The 15,261-nt window shown below is 56.3% G+C and carries 12 protein-coding genes; 9 read left to right on the forward strand and 3 right to left on the reverse strand.

Annotated elements, in window-relative coordinates; all coding sequences use genetic code 11:
- Positions 1-2: 2 nt before the first annotated feature.
- From NW804_RS08740 to NW804_RS08760, 5 genes are read left to right on the forward strand one after another with little or no spacing between them, the layout of a single operon-like run.
- Positions 3-3,563, forward strand: a complete 3,561-nt coding sequence (locus NW804_RS08740; RefSeq protein WP_414423343.1) for an AAA family ATPase — start codon at positions 3-5, stop codon at positions 3,561-3,563.
- A 9-nt stretch (positions 3,564-3,572) separates the two neighbouring features.
- Positions 3,573-4,775: a DNA double-strand break repair nuclease NurA gene (locus tag NW804_RS08745; protein ID WP_414420134.1), complete on the forward strand. Its 1,203-nt coding sequence runs from the start codon at positions 3,573-3,575 to the stop codon at positions 4,773-4,775.
- Complete coding sequence (locus tag NW804_RS08750; RefSeq protein WP_414405786.1) at positions 4,775-5,371, forward strand: hypothetical protein; 597 nt, start codon at positions 4,775-4,777, stop codon at positions 5,369-5,371. The genes NW804_RS08745 and NW804_RS08750 overlap by 1 nt, the downstream gene beginning before the upstream one ends.
- Entirely contained in the window at positions 5,368-7,080 is a 1,713-nt protein-coding gene (locus tag NW804_RS08755; protein WP_414396639.1) for a helicase HerA domain-containing protein, read from the forward strand. Before NW804_RS08750 ends, NW804_RS08755 begins: the two co-directional genes overlap by 4 nt.
- Before the next feature lie 16 nt (positions 7,081-7,096).
- On the forward strand, positions 7,097-7,669 hold the full coding sequence (locus NW804_RS08760) for a hypothetical protein (RefSeq protein ID WP_414405784.1): 573 nt from the start codon (positions 7,097-7,099) through the stop codon (positions 7,667-7,669).
- Positions 7,670-8,064: 395 nt separating this feature from the next.
- Here the strand turns inward: NW804_RS08760 and NW804_RS08765 are convergent, their stop codons facing one another.
- Together NW804_RS08765 and hisA are read right to left on the reverse strand one after the other, a co-directional pair.
- Positions 8,065-9,258: a M20 metallopeptidase family protein gene (locus NW804_RS08765; RefSeq protein WP_414396633.1), complete on the reverse strand. Its 1,194-nt coding sequence runs from the start codon at positions 9,256-9,258 to the stop codon at positions 8,065-8,067.
- A gap of 112 nt (positions 9,259-9,370) precedes the next feature.
- Positions 9,371-10,156, reverse strand: a complete 786-nt coding sequence (gene hisA, locus NW804_RS08770) for a 1-(5-phosphoribosyl)-5-[(5-phosphoribosylamino)methylideneamino]imidazole-4-carboxamide isomerase (RefSeq protein ID WP_414423344.1) — start codon at positions 10,154-10,156, stop codon at positions 9,371-9,373.
- Positions 10,157-10,219: 63 nt separating this feature from the next.
- Here hisA and NW804_RS08775 point away from each other — a divergent pair, with 63 nt between their 5' ends.
- Positions 10,220-11,566 carry a 16S rRNA (cytosine(967)-C(5))-methyltransferase gene (locus tag NW804_RS08775; RefSeq protein ID WP_414423345.1) on the forward strand — a complete coding sequence of 449 codons (1,347 nt, stop codon included), beginning with the start codon at positions 10,220-10,222 and terminating at the stop codon, positions 11,564-11,566.
- A gap of 9 nt (positions 11,567-11,575) precedes the next feature.
- Complete coding sequence (locus NW804_RS08780; protein WP_414423346.1) at positions 11,576-12,385, forward strand: TrmH family RNA methyltransferase; 810 nt, start codon at positions 11,576-11,578, stop codon at positions 12,383-12,385.
- Here NW804_RS08780 and recA read toward each other — a convergent pair.
- The gene (recA, locus tag NW804_RS08785) at positions 12,382-13,515 is read right to left on the reverse strand and encodes a recombinase RecA (protein ID WP_414420129.1); all 1,134 of its coding nucleotides are present in this window, start codon (positions 13,513-13,515) and stop codon (positions 12,382-12,384) included. The genes NW804_RS08780 and recA overlap by 4 nt on opposite strands.
- 166 nt (positions 13,516-13,681) lie before the next feature.
- Between recA and lgt the strand changes: the two genes are divergently transcribed.
- Entirely contained in the window at positions 13,682-14,536 is an 855-nt protein-coding gene (gene lgt / locus NW804_RS08790; RefSeq protein ID WP_414423347.1) for a prolipoprotein diacylglyceryl transferase, read from the forward strand.
- On the forward strand, positions 14,511-15,116 hold the full coding sequence (gene tsaE, locus NW804_RS08795; protein WP_414423348.1) for a tRNA (adenosine(37)-N6)-threonylcarbamoyltransferase complex ATPase subunit type 1 TsaE: 606 nt from the start codon (positions 14,511-14,513) through the stop codon (positions 15,114-15,116). Before lgt ends, tsaE begins: the two co-directional genes overlap by 26 nt.
- Positions 15,117-15,261: the final 145 nt, after the last annotated feature.

The following is a 15,261-nucleotide window of genomic DNA, read 5'->3' on the forward strand; positions in this document are numbered from 1 at the left end:
TCATGCGGATCCTATCGGTAGCTCTCCAGAACTTTAAGGCCTACGAGGAAGCTGTCTTTGAATTTGAACCCGGCATCAACGCTATCTGTGGAGAAAACGGAGCCGGAAAAACCAGCATTCTGGAGGCCATTGCTTGGGTTCTGTTTGACTACTGTCCCTACAACCAAGAGGAGCTGATTCGCACAGGCGCCAACGATGCGGTGGCCACTGTACAGTTTGTCTCGAAATGGGATCAGCGCACCTACAGTGTCCGCCGCAGTGTAGCCCAGGGCTATCGCCTCTTTGACCCCCAGCTCAAGCAGCGCCTAGACTGCGAACGCAAAACCGATGTACTGGCTTGGCTAAGGCAACACTTGGGAGTGCCCGCGGGTACAGATTTAGCACGGCTGTTTGCTACAACTATCGGTGTGCCTCAGGGTACATTTACAGCAGACTTTCTCAAAACAAGCAAAGAACGAAAAGAAGTCTTCGACCGTATCTTGAAGGTAGAAGAATATCAGCAGGTTGCTAAGGATTTGCAGACGGTTGAAAAATACAGTGAGGCACAGGTTCAGGCTGTTAAGCACAGAATCGAGCTGCTTCATCAACAACTGCAAGACTGGGATCTACTCCAATCAGAACAGCAAGAGATTGAGCGAGAGTCAAACTACTGGCGAACACATCTCAATCAATGCATCCATACCCTAAGTGAAACTAGGCAGAAGCTTGAACACCTGGAGAAGCTGCTTGAGCAAATCCAAACACTTGAGCAGCAAATTGTTCAACTGGAGCAAAAGAGATCGCTACTAAATCTATCCCTTGAGCAAGCAGAAAAGCTATGGGCAGAAGCCAAGCAAGCTCAAGCAGAGCAAGAACAATCTCGAGCAGGGGCACAGCGCTTCCTAGCCATAGAGGCTCAGCTGCGGGAGTTGGAAAAGCAACAGCAGCAGCGCTTGGAGTGGCTAAGGCAGCGAGAGAACCTACTCTTGCAAAAGCAGAATATTGAGAATCAACTGGCAAGACTTCAGGAAAAACTAAGCCAGCTACAGCGCTGGAAACAGGAGCTAGAAGATCTTGCACCTAAAGTTCAGCTCCAGGAAGAGCTGGAGCGCCAACAAGACCGCTGGACTCAGCAGCTCAATACCTTGCTACAGCTATACCAGGAATGGGAACAACTACAAGGAAAGTGGTCAGCCCAAGCTGAATGGTGTCAACTCCTACAGAGCCGAGTTCAAGAAGCGGAGCAAGCCCAGATCATTTGTCAACAGCATCAACCAGCCTATAGGCGCTATCTAGAGCTGGAAAACCTCATTGTCGAGCAAGAAAAGCTACGAGGGATCCGACAAACTCTAATGGCCCAGCGGGAAGCGCTGAGGCAGCATCTTCACCAGCTACAGTTGCGCGGATCCGAATATCAGCAGCAGCTTCAGCTTTTGCAGAAAATGGAAGCCGATAGGCTTTCCTTGCAAGCTCTCTGCCAAAGGCAGACTGAATTGGAACAACGTTATAACCAAATTAGCCAAAAGCTAGCCTACTTTCAGACCTTGCGCCTTGAACTTAAACAACAAGAGATAGAGCGGGAGCAGGCCCGCACCCAACTGGAACACCTGCAGCAGCAGCTTCAACAACGACAGGCCGACCTGGAGCGACTAGCCAGCCTACCCAGGCTAGAGGCTCAACGAGAACGGCTGCAAACTCAGCTAAGCCGCATCGCAGCAGCACGGCAGTTTCAACAAGAGCTGAAAGACCTTTTTGAGGAAAGCTCTTGCCAACTTACCGAGTGCCATCGCCGCATCCAGGAGCTTATCCAAGAGCTAGCTGTCTACCAACGCAACTACCCTCAGTTTCAGGTCCTGTGGCAGCAGCTCCCGGAAGTCCTGTATCAGTCTTTGGTTCTGAACCAACGTTTGCTGCAGTCAATCCACCAAATCCTTCAGGATCTTGCTCCACAAACAGATGAGACTCAACTGCGCCAGCAACTGGCTGACATCCAGAGGCAGCTCAAGGCCCTGCAGCCCCTAATTGGCTTGACTGCCCAGATCCCTGAGCTGGAGGCTCAAATTGAGCAATTGACACACCTGCAAAACGAACGGCAACGCAAAATTGAGGATCTTCAATGGAGCCTTGAGGCTGAGCACAACTTTCTCCGGCAACACCAGGAAATTGGACAGGCTCTCCAGGCATTGGGAGATCCCAAAAGCCAGCTCCAGCGCCTAGAAAGGGAGCTCAGCAACAAGCCACAAGTAGAGCAAGAGTATCAGCGGATTGAGAATCAGGTTCATCAGCTTCAGCAGCAGATTCAAACTCTAGAACATGAGCTCGATCCTCTTTTGGAGCTGGATGAAAAGATCACTGCTTTGCAGGAGGAGCAGAGGCGCCACCGCGACGGCTACGAAACTTTTATCCGCATGCAGCTTCTAGCCCAAAGCTTGCCCCAGCGCCAAGATGAACTCCAAGCATCCCAGCTAGTCTTAGACCAAATACAGAAAGCTAAGCAAGAAAAGCAAGCCCAGATCGACCGTTGGGAACAGATAGAGGGCTCCAAAGATTACCTGCAAGCTCAAATTGCAAAAACTGCTGAAACTTTAAGAGAATTAGGGGATCCCAGAAGCCAAGCTGAGTGGCTAAAGGCAGAGCTTAAGCTGGAGGAGCAGTACCTAGGCCTGCAAGCCGGCTACCTTCAGCAAATCCAGGACTTAGAGGCAGTGCTCCAACCTCTTGAAGAAGCCCTGTCCCAAACTGAACACCTGGAGCAGGAGCTGGGATCCCTACAGGAAGAACGCGAAAGATACCGCTTAGATCACGAACGCTACCTACGGGCGGAGCCTATTGCCAAATTGCTAACCGAGCGGGAACAAAAACTAGCCGAGCTCAAGGCCCAACAGCAAGAGTTGCAAACTCAACTAGCTCAACTGCAGGCAAAGCTGGATCCGCTAACTTCCCTCTACCAGCCGCAGGAGCACCAACATCTTCGATCCCTTTTGCAGTCTACCGAAATCCAAAAAGCCAAGGCCCAAGCTCGACTGGAAAGCCTTTCCCCGCAGTTGCAGAAAATCCAGGAGAGACTGCAGCAACTGGAACAGGTGAAGCAAGCCTTAAAGCAAGCTGAGGTGGAAAGAGCTGAAAAAGAGCGGCTGCACCGCTTCATTAAGTTTAGTCGAGATACCTACAAAAAAGCCGGTCCTCAAATTGCCCAGTACTACCTGCAACAGATCAACATTGTTGCCGATCACCTCTTTCGCGAAATTCTCAACCGCTCTGATGTCAGCCTTACTTGGGAACCCGACTATGAGATTCGCATCCAAGAAAGAGGGGGGGCCAAACGACGTTTTGCCAGCCTTTCTGGAGGAGAGCAAATGTCGGCAGCTCTAGCTGTTCGCTTAGCTTTGCTCAAGGTACTGGGACAGTTGGACATTGCCTTTTTTGACGAGCCTACTGCCAACATGGATGCCCAGCGCCGCCAACGACTAGCGGAAGCCATTACCAACTTGCGTTCCTTTGAACAGTTATTTGTAATTAGCCATGACAATACCTTTGAGCAAGTAACAGAAAACATCATTCGCGTGGAAAGGCACTCCGGATGATGAGGAGGAATGACAGTCATGGTTTTTAGAGCTGACCGGGTGCTGGCTGTTTTACGGCAGAAGCGCGAGGCTTTTGCTACTTTCGATCGAGGGCTTTCAGAGCGCCGAGAGTGGTACCGCCAGGCGATGGAGAAATTGTGCCAGTGGTCAAGCGCAAAGATTGCTGAAAGAGTAGCTCGATTGGCTTTCCCAGGTGCCTTGCCTACTCAGGAATGGGATCTTTACTCCAGCTGGACAGTCCCTTTTAAGCAAAAGTGGAATAGCTATGAAGAAAGCTATGAATGGGCAAGACCAGTTATTAAAAACATCCCTACCTTTGCAGTAGATGGATCCCAAATCTACCCCAGCAAAGATTTGTCAATACCGGTAGCCCTAGTGCAGATTGGCTGGTATGAGAACTATCACTGCGACCAGGGCCTATACCAAAAGGATATTCAGGTCGATGTGCTAACGCCAAGAGATTTGGAAGCGGGAAGTAGCGGCGAGCCCAAAGAGAGTATCGTCAACAGGCGCCGCTTTCAGATGGAAACAGAAAAAGTTGCCGAATATATTTGGCAATCTCGACCTGGATCCCAAAAACTAGCCTTCTTGGATGGGGTATTGGTGGCTACTTTTGCTGAAACTCTTGATGCTAAGAGTCAAGACTTCTATGTGGAGTGTTTGTTACAGGTACTGCGAGCTAGTGAGCAAAACCGGATCCCTGTTGTAGCTTACATTGACACTACATACAGCTCGGACTTGGTAACGCTGCTAAGGCACTGCTTTGATCTTCCCGAAGCTCCCTACCTACACGATGCGCAGCTCCTTAGCTCCTGGTTAGAGTGGGGAGACCGAACCCCTTTTTTTGTCTGCGCCTGCAGTGGCGTTCTCAACCCTCAAGAGGGGATCCTCAGCCGCTACCAGGAAATGCAAAGGCGAGTGGGGTTTGTTTACCTACGCACCACTAACGAGAACTTTCCAGCTCGACTAGAGATCCCCGTTTGGGTTTACGAGGCAGGCCTGTTGGATTGGCTGGTAGATTTGGTACGCTGTGAGGTAATTATTGGCCGAGGCTACCCGTATGTACTGGAGACGGCAGATCAGGTGGCCGTTATCCGCAATGAAGATCGCAACCTTTTCTTGCGCCTAATGCAGGAGTGGGCCAGCCGCGAGAAGCTTAACCTCCGGCTATCGCGGAAAACCCTTAGCAAGCTGCAGCGGAGACGGATCTGATGAGACTGGGTAAGGTGGTTCGCTCCAACAGTCACTGCGACTACGTGGTACAGGTGGATGATGCTCTAGAGGTCAAAAACCCTCCCTCCCCTGAAGACTATGGCTTTGGCAGCTTTGTCAAGCTGGAAAGCAACCAACGGCACTGGGCTGTGGGCTTAGTTTACAACAGTCAGATTTTAAACCCCATGTTTCCTAACGCTGGGCCCCGTCTTTCCAGCCAGCCGGATCCTTATTTCTCTCCTGATTTGCAAAATGAGGTGCGTACATTACTTTCGGTAATCCTCATAGGAGCTTTGGACGAAGAAAGGGGTTGTGGCTGGCAAGGGATCCCGCGCGTAGTGGTGCCTGTCAACACGCCTGTCTTTCGCATGAGCCAGGAGGAAATTCTACGCTTTCATCTCAACCCTCAAGGCCAAACCCAATTTTCGTACTATGGACTGCTCTTAAGCAGCGGTGGTAATTTTGCCAACCACCTTGTCTATCAAGTCTTAAACGATATCATACCTATGTTTTCTGACCCCGCCCAGCGACGAGCTCTGCAAATTTTAAGCAAGGAACTGGCTTGGAAAATAACCGTAGGAGCGATACGCCGATGAACCAAAAAACTCTGGACACTTCCAATGGCCGCCCTAGAGAAAGCCCCTCTTTCCCGGCGGAGGATACTCCGGAGGTGATCGGCACCGTCAAAGGCCCTGGCGAGACCTCCAACCAATATGTGTTTATTACCTCCAATACCCAAGCGGTAAAGGTGGGCGATTTTGTCTATTACGAGGTGCGAGATTCTCAGTCCCAACCTCTAAAGATCTTGGGTAAAATTAGACAAGTTCAGCTTTTGGATCACATCCCCGATCGCATCTTTGCCGACACGGAGATCGATCCCAGCACCATTGTGGCCCTAGTTGGCTTTACCCATCCCAACCCGGAGATCTACGCTGTAACCGTCGAAGTCATCGGCTATTTCGATCGGGCTATGGGCTTTATTAACCCCCGCCGCTCCCCGGAGCCGGGCGCTAAGGTCTTTTTGGCTTCCAATCAGCTTTTGAAATCCGTCTTGAACAAGCGGGAGGAAACAGCAGTTGGGGGGGCCCACTTGGGCAGTCTGCTACTGCGCGAGGAAGGAGCAGTTCCTGTGGTTCTGGATGTCAAGGAAATGGTCAGCACTCATCTAGCCATTTTAGCAGGAACCGGCTCCGGCAAATCCTACACAGCAGCGGTTTTGGTGGAAGAGCTGATGTTGCCCAAAAATCGCGCTGCTGTCCTAATTTTTGATCCGCATGGAGAATACCACACTTTAGCGGAAATGCAGTCTCATCCCAAGTTTGTAGGGGAAGATGGCTACAGACCTAGGGTCAAGGTTCTTTCTCCTCAGGAAATTAAGATTCGGGTGTCTTCTCTCAAATTTTTTGACATCCTTGCTCTGCTTCCAGAGACCACCGAGCGACAGAAATCTTTTCTGGAGAAAGCCTTTCGCAAGGTTACTCAGTTTGATCCACTGCACTGGACAATTCAGGATCTGATCGAGGCCGTCAACGAAGCAGACTCCAGAGAAGACGGCTCCCAAGGATCCTCGGCCCCTGCTTTGGAGTGGAAGCTGGAACAAATTGCTCGCTCCCCTTACTTTAGTAACGTAGAGCACCTGGCTCCTAGGGATTTATTTGAGCCGGGTCAAGTAACCATTCTCCAGATGCACGAAATCAGCCAAGAAGAACAGCAAGTTATCGCCGCTGCTATTTTGCGCCAGGCTAACCACGCCCGCATCAACACCGAAAAGGGCAAAATTCAGCCAGGAGATGAGAACTACCTGCCTTATCCTGTTTTCATTTTGCTAGAGGAAGCGCATCGCTTTGCTCCTGCGCACGAGCCTTCTCGTTGTAAACAAGTGTTGCGCACTATTCTTAGCGAAGGACGCAAGTTTGGGCTGGGGGTAGGGCTAATCACGCAACGACCCGGTAAGCTAGATTCAGATATCCTGTCGCAGTGCATGAGCCAGTTTTTGATGCGAATTGTCAACCCTGCCGATCAGGAAAACTTGCGCCATAGCGTCGAGGCTGCTGGCCGGGATCTCCTCCAAGAACTACCCGCTTTAAGTAGAGGGCAGGTGATTGTCTCTGGGGTGTGCGTCAATACCCCTGTCTTGTGCAAGGTGCGGCAGCGCTACACTCGGCATGGAGGCGACACCCTCGATGTCCTTAGCCACTGGCAGGGTTACTTCCGAAAGCACCGCCAACAGGAGCGCCTCGCTCACTCTGCCCCCCTCAAGCCGCGTCCTCAACCCCAAGTGGTGGATGGATTGAGCATCGACTAGTTTTGGGGCAAGCAGGATGAGGAAACAAATTTTTTTGCAAGGGTGGCTGGGCATCACCGCTGCCTTTTTGCTAGAAGCGGGGCCTGCCTATGCCCAGTTGCGGCTAATCCCTGACGCGGCGCGGCGGGTGTATGAGGCCCTGCCGGATCTGCCGCTGGAAAACACCTACACTCCCATTAACCCCAATGACGGCGGCCCCCGGCCTGAAGAAGATACCTTGGTGCGCCGGATGATGCTCTATCACCTGCAGGTGGCTGGGCGTTCCCCCACTGATCGCTTCGATTGGCAACTGACACTGGCTGACTATTGCGATGCCAACGAGCCAATGGTTGCCCAACAGTACCCTGGGGCTAACCGTCTTACAGTCAACCCCTACACTCGGGACAAAGCCGTTGTGCAATCTTTGAGCCGCCAGCAACGTCAAGCCCTGCTGCGGGCCCTTGTGCTGGCCTTTGGCGGGGATCCCGATCCCAAGCCTCTGTACATTCCTCCCGACTTGAAGGCTGCCCCTGCCCTTCCCACTCCAGAGCCCATGAAACCCTTGCTACTGCCGGGGAGGGGAGGGGCCGACTTGCTGAGGCCGCTCTGAAAGACTTATACAACCCCGGGCAAAAGCAGACTTTCGCTCGGGGTTGAGGCTTTCTTCCTGCTTCAGCAACCCATGGCTAGTGGCAGAGTCCACCCCTACCACCCCGCCAGAGGGATCTCCACAGGCGTGACTTCCCCGCAAGCTGCAGGTAGTTGCTCCTTGCCCTTAGAGGGCACACAGGCTAAAGACGGAGCCAACTTTAGCCTAGGCAAAGTGTCTACCAGAAAAGATGTACTTGCAAGACTACTAGCTCAGCCCATCTACGTCAAGGCAGAAGGTTGGTTATGCCACAAAGTGGCCAATTGTACGGACTCCGTCCCGCTTACGCGAACGGTGAATCAAGAACTAGAGGAGAACCCTAGCGGACTCCATGTTACAAGCTGTCTCGCTGCTACTTACTCCAGAATGCGCTTTCCAGTGTAGTTTTCAATGCAGCGCAGAAACAGCTCCACGCCGAGGCTGAGGGCAGCCTCATCAAAATCAAAGCGGGGGTGGTGGTGAGGGTAGTCCAGCCCCTTGGCAGGGTTGGCAGATCCCAGGAAGAAGTAGCAGCCAGGAACCTCGTTGAAGAAAAACGAGACGTCCTCACCCCCCATGGTCATCTCGGGGAGGATGGCGGCCTCTGGGCCAAATACTTGACGGGCAGCTTGTTCTACGAGAGCTGTTAGCCTGGGATCGTTTTCAACTGCTGGATAGCCCCGCTCGTACTGAAACTTGTAGGTGGCTCCGTGAGCCTGGCAAATGCCGGCCACGATTTCTTCTATGCGCTTTGCAATTAGCTCCCGCACCTCTAGCTGAAAGCTGCGCACAGTGCCCCAAATCTCAGCCCTAGGGGCAATGACATTGAAAGTGTCGCCAGCGCGGAACCGGCCTACTGTTACCACGGCTGGCTGCAGCGGATCCACATTGCGGGAGACGATGGTTTGCAAAGCGCTCACGATGTGGGCTCCCACCACAATGGCATCCACCGTCTGCTGGGGAAGGGCAGCATGGCCACCTCGCCCAATGACCTCGATGTGAAAGCGATCGGCAAAGGCCATCAAGGGGCCGCTTTTGACGCCAATGGTGCCCAGCGGACGGTTATTCCACAGATGGAGAGCTAGGAGGGCTTCTACATCCGGGTTCTTCAGCACCCCCGCTTCTACCATTGGCTTGGCGCCACCGGGGCCCTCCTCGGCGGGCTGAAAGATGACCTTGACAGTACCTCTGAGGCGGTGGCGGTGCTGCTGTAGCAGCTTAGCCGTGCCTAGGGCGATAGCCATATGGCCGTCATGGCCACAGGCGTGCATGACGTTGGGGACGGTGGAACGGTACTCCACCTCATTGGCTTCGTGGATGGGCAGGGCGTCCATGTCGGCCCGCAGCGCCAAGACCGGCCCTGGCTCTTCTCCTGGAATGGTGGCTACAATGCCAGTGCCGGCAATGCCGGTTTGGTGCGGGATCCCCCAACTTCTTAGGCGCCAGCTGAGGTAGGCAGCGGTTTGCTTTTCCTGAAAGCCCAGCTCTGGGTATTTGTGCAGGTGGCGCCGCCAGGCCACCAGTTCCGGCTGGAGGGCTTGAACGGCAGGGCGCAGGGCGGGAAAGGACATAACCCGGGGGAAGTAGGATGGACAGCGTCAGGGCAAGGTTCTCTCGGGGCTGCAGGCAGCTGCCTATTACCCAGTATGGCAAAGCTAGGCCAGGAGGGGCTTTGCTCGATACCTAAGCCCATAGGAAGTTGGTTTCCGGAGGCAGATCCTGCCAGCGGCCCGGCCCCACTGCGCGCAACGCCTCTGGCAAGGAGATGGCCCCCGAGTAAAGGGCTTTGCCTAAAATAGCTCCCGCCAAGCCAGACAGGCTGAGTAGGGCAAGCAAGTCGGTGAGCGAGCCGATCCCCCCAGAAGCGATGACAGGCAGGCGGGAAACAGCCAGGATCTGGCGCAACTGCTCCAGGTTGGGCCCAGCTAGGGTGCCATCTCGGCTGATGTCGGTGTAGATGATCCCAGCAGCCCCCTGAGCTTCCACTCGCTGCACCAGTTCAGTGGCCTGTAGAGGCGTAGTACTCAGCCAGCCGCGGGTGGCCACTTGCCCTTGGCGGGCGTCGATCCCCACCCAAATCCGACCAGGTAGGGCCTGGGTCATCGCCTCTAGGGTCTTGGGATCCTCTACAGCCACAGTGCCGACAATTACCCGATCCACTCCCAGATCCAGCAACTGCCGCGCCCGCTCCAGGGATCGGATCCCGCCTCCTACTTGGACCGGGATAGCTACCCGGCGGACAATGCGCTCGATCGTGGGGAGGTTAACCGGATCCCCACTTCTGGCCCCGTCCAGATCTACCACGTGCAGGCGAGGAGCACCCTGGGCCGCCCACACCTCGGCCTGGTGGATGGGGTCAGCAGCCACCTGCTCGGCTTGGGCGTAATCCCCCTGGTAGAGGCGCACAGCGCGGCCCTGGAGGAGGTCAATGGCGGGGATGACCTCTAGAAAGGCGCTGCTGTAAGGCATGATGAGATCCCTTAGGGAGCTTCTCCAGTATCGCCCAGGAACAAAAAGCCTGGCGGGGCGAGCATGAACGCGCGTCAACTGGCTCTGTTGGCCTTGCAGAAGATTGAGCGACACAACGCCTACGCTGACGTCGTGCTAGAGCAGCTGTTGGCCCGCAGCCACCTGAGCCCTGCCGACTGCCACCTGGTCAGCGAGCTGGTGTACGGTGTTACCCGCCGTCGCCGCACCCTCGATGCCCTGATTGACTGCTTCGCCCGCCACCCTGCTTCCAAGCAGCCCCCCGACTTGCGGCTCATTCTCCACCTTGGCCTTTACCAACTGGCCTTTTTGGATCACATCCCGCCCAGGGCCGCCATCCACACCAGTGTGGAACTGGCCCGCCAAGTGGGTCTGGGATCGCTAGCGGGGGTGGTGAACGCCATCTTGCGCGCCTACCAGCGCCAGGTGCTAGTGCAGCCGGAAAGGGATCCCCTCCAGCCCCTGCAGGAAAGGCTGCCTGCTGATCCCATTCAGGCCTTGGGGATCCGGCACAGCTTTCCCGACTGGCTGGTGCGTCTGTGGTGGGAGCGCCTAGGGCCGGCTGAAACTGAAGCCTTGTGCGCTTGGTTTAACCAGCCGCCCCATCTGGATCTGCGGGTTAACCCCCTGCGGGCAGGGATCGACAAGGTTAGCCAAGCCTTTGCAGCCGTGGGGATCCCGGCTACCCCTCTCCCCGACGTGCCAGGCGCTCTGCGGCTAGGACATCCTGCCGGCGATATTCGAGCCCTACCTGGCTTTGCCGAGGGCTGGTGGAGCGTTCAGGACGCCAGTGCTCAGCAGGTGGTGCACTGCCTGGATCCTCAGCCGGGGGAACGGGTCATTGACTGCTGTGCCGCTCCGGGGGGCAAGACCACGCACATAGCCGAGCGGATGCAGGATCGCGGCGAGATTTGGGCTTTGGATCGCCACCCCCACCGCCTGCGCCGCCTGGAGGAAAATGTGCAGCGCTTGGGCTTGAGCTCGATCCGTCCCCTGGCCATCGACCTGTTGGCCCTGAGCGCCGCTGCCCAACCCCCTGCCCCCTTGCCCCCGTGGCAAAGCGCCGATCGCGTGCTGCTGGATGCCCCTTGCTCTGGTCTAGGCACCCTGCACCGCCGTGCTGACGCTCGCTGGCGACAAACCCCCGAGCGGATTGCCGAGTTGGCCCAGTTGCAAGCTCAGCTTCTGCAAGTGGCAGGCCGTTGGCTGAAGCCGGGCGGGCTGTTGGTGTATGCCACCTGCACGCTGCACCCTGCTGAAAACGAGGGAGTCATCCAGTCTTTCCTCAAGACCCATCCCCAGTGGGCGCCAGAAGGGGATCCCTTGCTCATCTGGCCTCACCGGCAAGATCGGGATGGGTTTTTTATCCAACGGCTGCGCCGCTGCGATTAGATCCTCCCTATGGCTTCTGAGCTGCTCACCAGCCCCAAAAACCCCTGGATCCGCAAGTTGCGGCAGTTGCACCGCAGCAAGGGCCGGCAGGAACAGGGCGCCTTCTTGGTAGAGGGATCCCACCTCGTCGAAGAGGCCCTGCGAGTTGGCTGGCCCCTCCAAGCTCTCTGCTACACGCCCGAGTGGGCTGAGCGTCACCCTCACTTGCTGGCCAGCCTACCCAAGGATCTGCGGCGGCAGGCCGTCAGCTCGGAAGTGATGGCGGCGCTCTCGACAACCGAGTCTCCGGAGGGAGTTGTGGCGGTGGCTGTCAGCCAGCCGATCCCCTCTCCTCCCTTGTCGGGGGTACGCCTGGGCCTTGTGGTAGAAACCCTGCAAGATCCAGGCAATTTGGGAGCTCTGATTCGCGCCGTAGCTGCTGCAGGAGCCGATGGCCTCTGGCTAAGCGCAGACAGCGTTGATCCCGAAAACCCCAAAGTCCTGCGGGCTTCTGCCGGCCAGTGGTTTCGCTGCCCGCCGCGGGTTTTGCCCGACTTGGCTAGCTGGATCCAGGCCTGTCGTCGCCATGGCATCCAAGTCTTGGCTGCTACCCTCTCCCCCAGCGCCACCTGTTACTGGGATCAAGACCTCACCTGCCCCACCCTCTTTCTCCTAGGCAACGAAGGGTCGGGCTTGAGGGAAGCAACCATCCAGCAGGCCAATGCCCAAGTGCGGATCCCTATGGCCGAGGGCGTCGACTCCCTCAACGTGGCCATGGCGGGAGGGCTACTGCTCTACGAGGCCCTGCGCCAGCGGCGAGCCCAGTGGGGAAGTGCTTAGCTGCTCTCCCAGAGCTCCTCCTCTGCAAAGGCTGCTTCCTCTTCCTGCTCTCCTTCCCCTACTCCTGCTGGATAGCTAGTAGAAACCGGCACTCCTGCCGAAAGTTTTTCGCGCACAGCCGCTTCCACCTCCGCCAGTAGCTGCGCGTTTTTCTTTAGGAAAAGAACCAAATTGTCTCGCCCTTGGGCAATGTTTTCTTCCTTGTAGCTATACCAAGAGCCGCGCCGCTTAAGAATGCCCATCTCCTCGGCTAGATCGATGATGCAGCCGACGTTGGAGATCCCTTGGCCAAAAATGATGTCAAATTCCGCCCGCCGAAACGGAGGAGCGACCTTGTTCTTCACCACCTTAACCCGCGCTCGGATCCCGTATTCTTCTGCACCTTTTTTCAGAGTTTGCACGCGGCGAATATCTAGCCGTACTGAGGCATAGAACTTGAGGGCATTGCCGCCCGTGGTGGTTTCCTGGGGACCGTAGCCGACGCCACCAATTTTGGAGCGCAACTGATTGAGGAAGAGAACGATCGAGCCTGTCTTGCTAACGCTGCCCGCAATCTTGCGCAGGGCTTGACTCATCAGGCGGGCCTGCAGCCCTAGCTGGGCATCTCCCATCTCTCCCTCCAGCTCGGCCCGAGGGACCAGCGCCGCCACTGAATCCACCACGACAATATCCACAGCCGCAGAGCGCACCAGCTGATCGACAATTTCTAGGGCAACCTCTCCCGTGTCCGGCTGGGAAATCAGCAGATTCTGGATATCCACCCCCAAGGCTGCCGCGTAGGCTGGATCCAAAGCATGCTCCGCATCGACAAAAGCAGCCGTTCCCCCTTGTTTTTGCACCTCGGCAATGGCGTGCAGGGCCAGCGAGGTTTTCCCCGACGACTCCGGCCCAAAGATTTCAATGATGCGCCCCTTGGGGTAGCCGCCGCCCAAAGCCAAATCAAGGGTAAGAGCACCACTGGGGATGGTCTCCACCCGTATCTGGGCAGCATCCCCCAGGCGCATGATTGCCCCCTTACCAAAATTCCGCTCGATCTGGCCCAGGACCTGCTCCAGCGCCTTGCGTTTCTCTGCCTTTAGCCTCTCCAAGTCGTCCCCATTGTTTACGGCAGCAGCTTTGCCTTGGGCCATAACCCGCACCCTCCCCCACTCGTGGCGGTGAGAAGTTGAGCCTGCATTCTAGCATTGCCGTTCCCTTGGCCTAGGCGGATCCCTGTTCTCTCCCTCAGCTTGCGGCTGGAGCGGGGGGGCGGGGGATGGGTAGAGTGGGCTAAAGGATCCACTCAGGAAGGCTCCTGTGTTCACGACTTTGGTCTTACAATCCCCCGGCCCACTGGTGTTCAGTTGGGGGCCTTTTAGTCTGCGCTGGTATGGCCTGCTGATTGGCCTATCCACTGTTCTGGGCCTTTTTCTAGCTCGCCACCTGGCAGAGCGGCGTGGCCTTTCCCCGGATGTCATGCCCAACCTGCTGCCGTGGCTGGTGGTGGGATCCCTGCCTCTTGCCCGCCTGTACTATGTGGCCTTTGAGTGGGAGCGCTACCGCCATGGCCCTTGGTGGAAGGTTTTGGCCCTCTGGCAGGGAGGCATGGCCATCCACGGCGCTTTGCTCGGCGGCAGTATAGCCCTCTACCTGTTTGCCCGCCAACAGCGGCTAAACTTTTGGCTGCTGGCCGACTGCATCGTTCCTTCTCTCAGCCTTGGCCAGGGGATTGGACGCTGGGGCAACTTCTTCAACAACGAGGCCTATGGAGAGGCGTTGCCTCCGGATAGTCGTCTATGGGTGCAACTGCAGCTTCCTGACGGCTCCCGAGTCCACCCCACCTTTTTGTACGAATCCCTCTGGAACTTCAGCCTCTTTGGGATCCTACTCTTTTTGAGCTACCGGCGCCGGCTTCCTCCCGGTACTCTCTTGGGCTTTTACCTGGTGGGGTACAGCCTTGGTCGTTTTTGGATCGAGGGCCTGCGCACTGATAGTCTCATGCTGGGATCTCTGCGGGTAGCTCAGGTAGTCAGCCTAGCCCTTATTGCGGTCGGCTTGGCTTTGATAGGGACAGCTCAAAGACGCGCTTCTAGGCAAGAGGAGGGGAGAGCGATCCCCACTCAGCCCCTCGAAAAGGAGATCTCAAATGGCGGATCTGGCGATCACCGATGAAGGGCTTTGGCAACAAGCCTCTCCTTTGGTACTGCCGTCTGCTGCTGCCACCCAATCCCTAGCAGCTCTCCTGGGGCAGACCGCCGCCTGCCTTCTCACTGCTCCAGAGCAGCAGTTTGCCCTCCCCCAAGCGGTTGAGATCGACTCTACCCCCGGCTTGGTCATTCTTCTCGCAGGCGGCCTAGGCAGCGGCAAAACCACCTTCGTGCAGGGGCTAGGGCAGGGACTGGAGATCCCTGAGCCCATCGACAGCCCCAGCTTCGTGCTGGTGCAGGAATACCGCACGGGACGGATCCCTCTCTTCCACTGCGACCTCTATCGCCTAGGGCCTACCTCTGGTGCCCATGCCAGCGAGGCAGAGCCTTCGGCTCTAGAAGATCTGGGGCTGGAAGAGCTTTGGGGCCAAGTTGGGATCACTGCCATTGAGTGGCCTCAGTACCTCCCTTACCTGCCTCCAACCTATCTCTGGCTGCAGCTAGAGCCCCATCTGCAGGCAGAGGGATCCCGCCTGCTACACGCCAAGGGCAGGGGACTCAGGACTGCCCAGCTTTGGCAGCAAGTACTTTCCCAGCTCCCTTAGCAAGACACCAAAGGGTAAAGGCAGTTACCAGCAAAAGCCCCTTATGGGTCTTGACGATGTGGGGGAGAGTGGGATAGGGTAGTGAAGCGCTGACAAGGCCACCAGGCCCAGCGCCCCAGAACCTTGACAAGCGCATACCAGTCAA

This window comes from Synechococcus sp. WC10meta, assembly GCF_047461475.1.

Coding starts and splice junctions, on each gene's coding strand:
- NW804_RS08775 (WP_414423345.1), top strand. CDS start 10,220: ATGAACGCGCGTCAACTGGCTCTGTTGGCCTTGCAGAAGATTGAGCGA.
- NW804_RS08740 (WP_414423343.1), top strand. CDS start 3: ATGCGGATCCTATCGGTAGCTCTCCAGAACTTTAAGGCCTACGAGGAA.
- recA (WP_414420129.1), bottom strand. CDS start 13,515: ATGGCCCAAGGCAAAGCTGCTGCCGTAAACAATGGGGACGACTTGGAG.
- NW804_RS08745 (WP_414420134.1), top strand. CDS start 3,573: ATGACAGTCATGGTTTTTAGAGCTGACCGGGTGCTGGCTGTTTTACGG.
- hisA (WP_414423344.1), bottom strand. CDS start 10,156: ATGCCTTACAGCAGCGCCTTTCTAGAGGTCATCCCCGCCATTGACCTC.
- NW804_RS08755 (WP_414396639.1), top strand. CDS start 5,368: ATGAACCAAAAAACTCTGGACACTTCCAATGGCCGCCCTAGAGAAAGC.
- tsaE (WP_414423348.1), top strand. CDS start 14,511: ATGGCGGATCTGGCGATCACCGATGAAGGGCTTTGGCAACAAGCCTCT.
- NW804_RS08760 (WP_414405784.1), top strand. CDS start 7,097: ATGAGGAAACAAATTTTTTTGCAAGGGTGGCTGGGCATCACCGCTGCC.
- NW804_RS08750 (WP_414405786.1), top strand. CDS start 4,775: ATGAGACTGGGTAAGGTGGTTCGCTCCAACAGTCACTGCGACTACGTG.
- NW804_RS08765 (WP_414396633.1), bottom strand. CDS start 9,258: ATGTCCTTTCCCGCCCTGCGCCCTGCCGTTCAAGCCCTCCAGCCGGAA.
- NW804_RS08780 (WP_414423346.1), top strand. CDS start 11,576: ATGGCTTCTGAGCTGCTCACCAGCCCCAAAAACCCCTGGATCCGCAAG.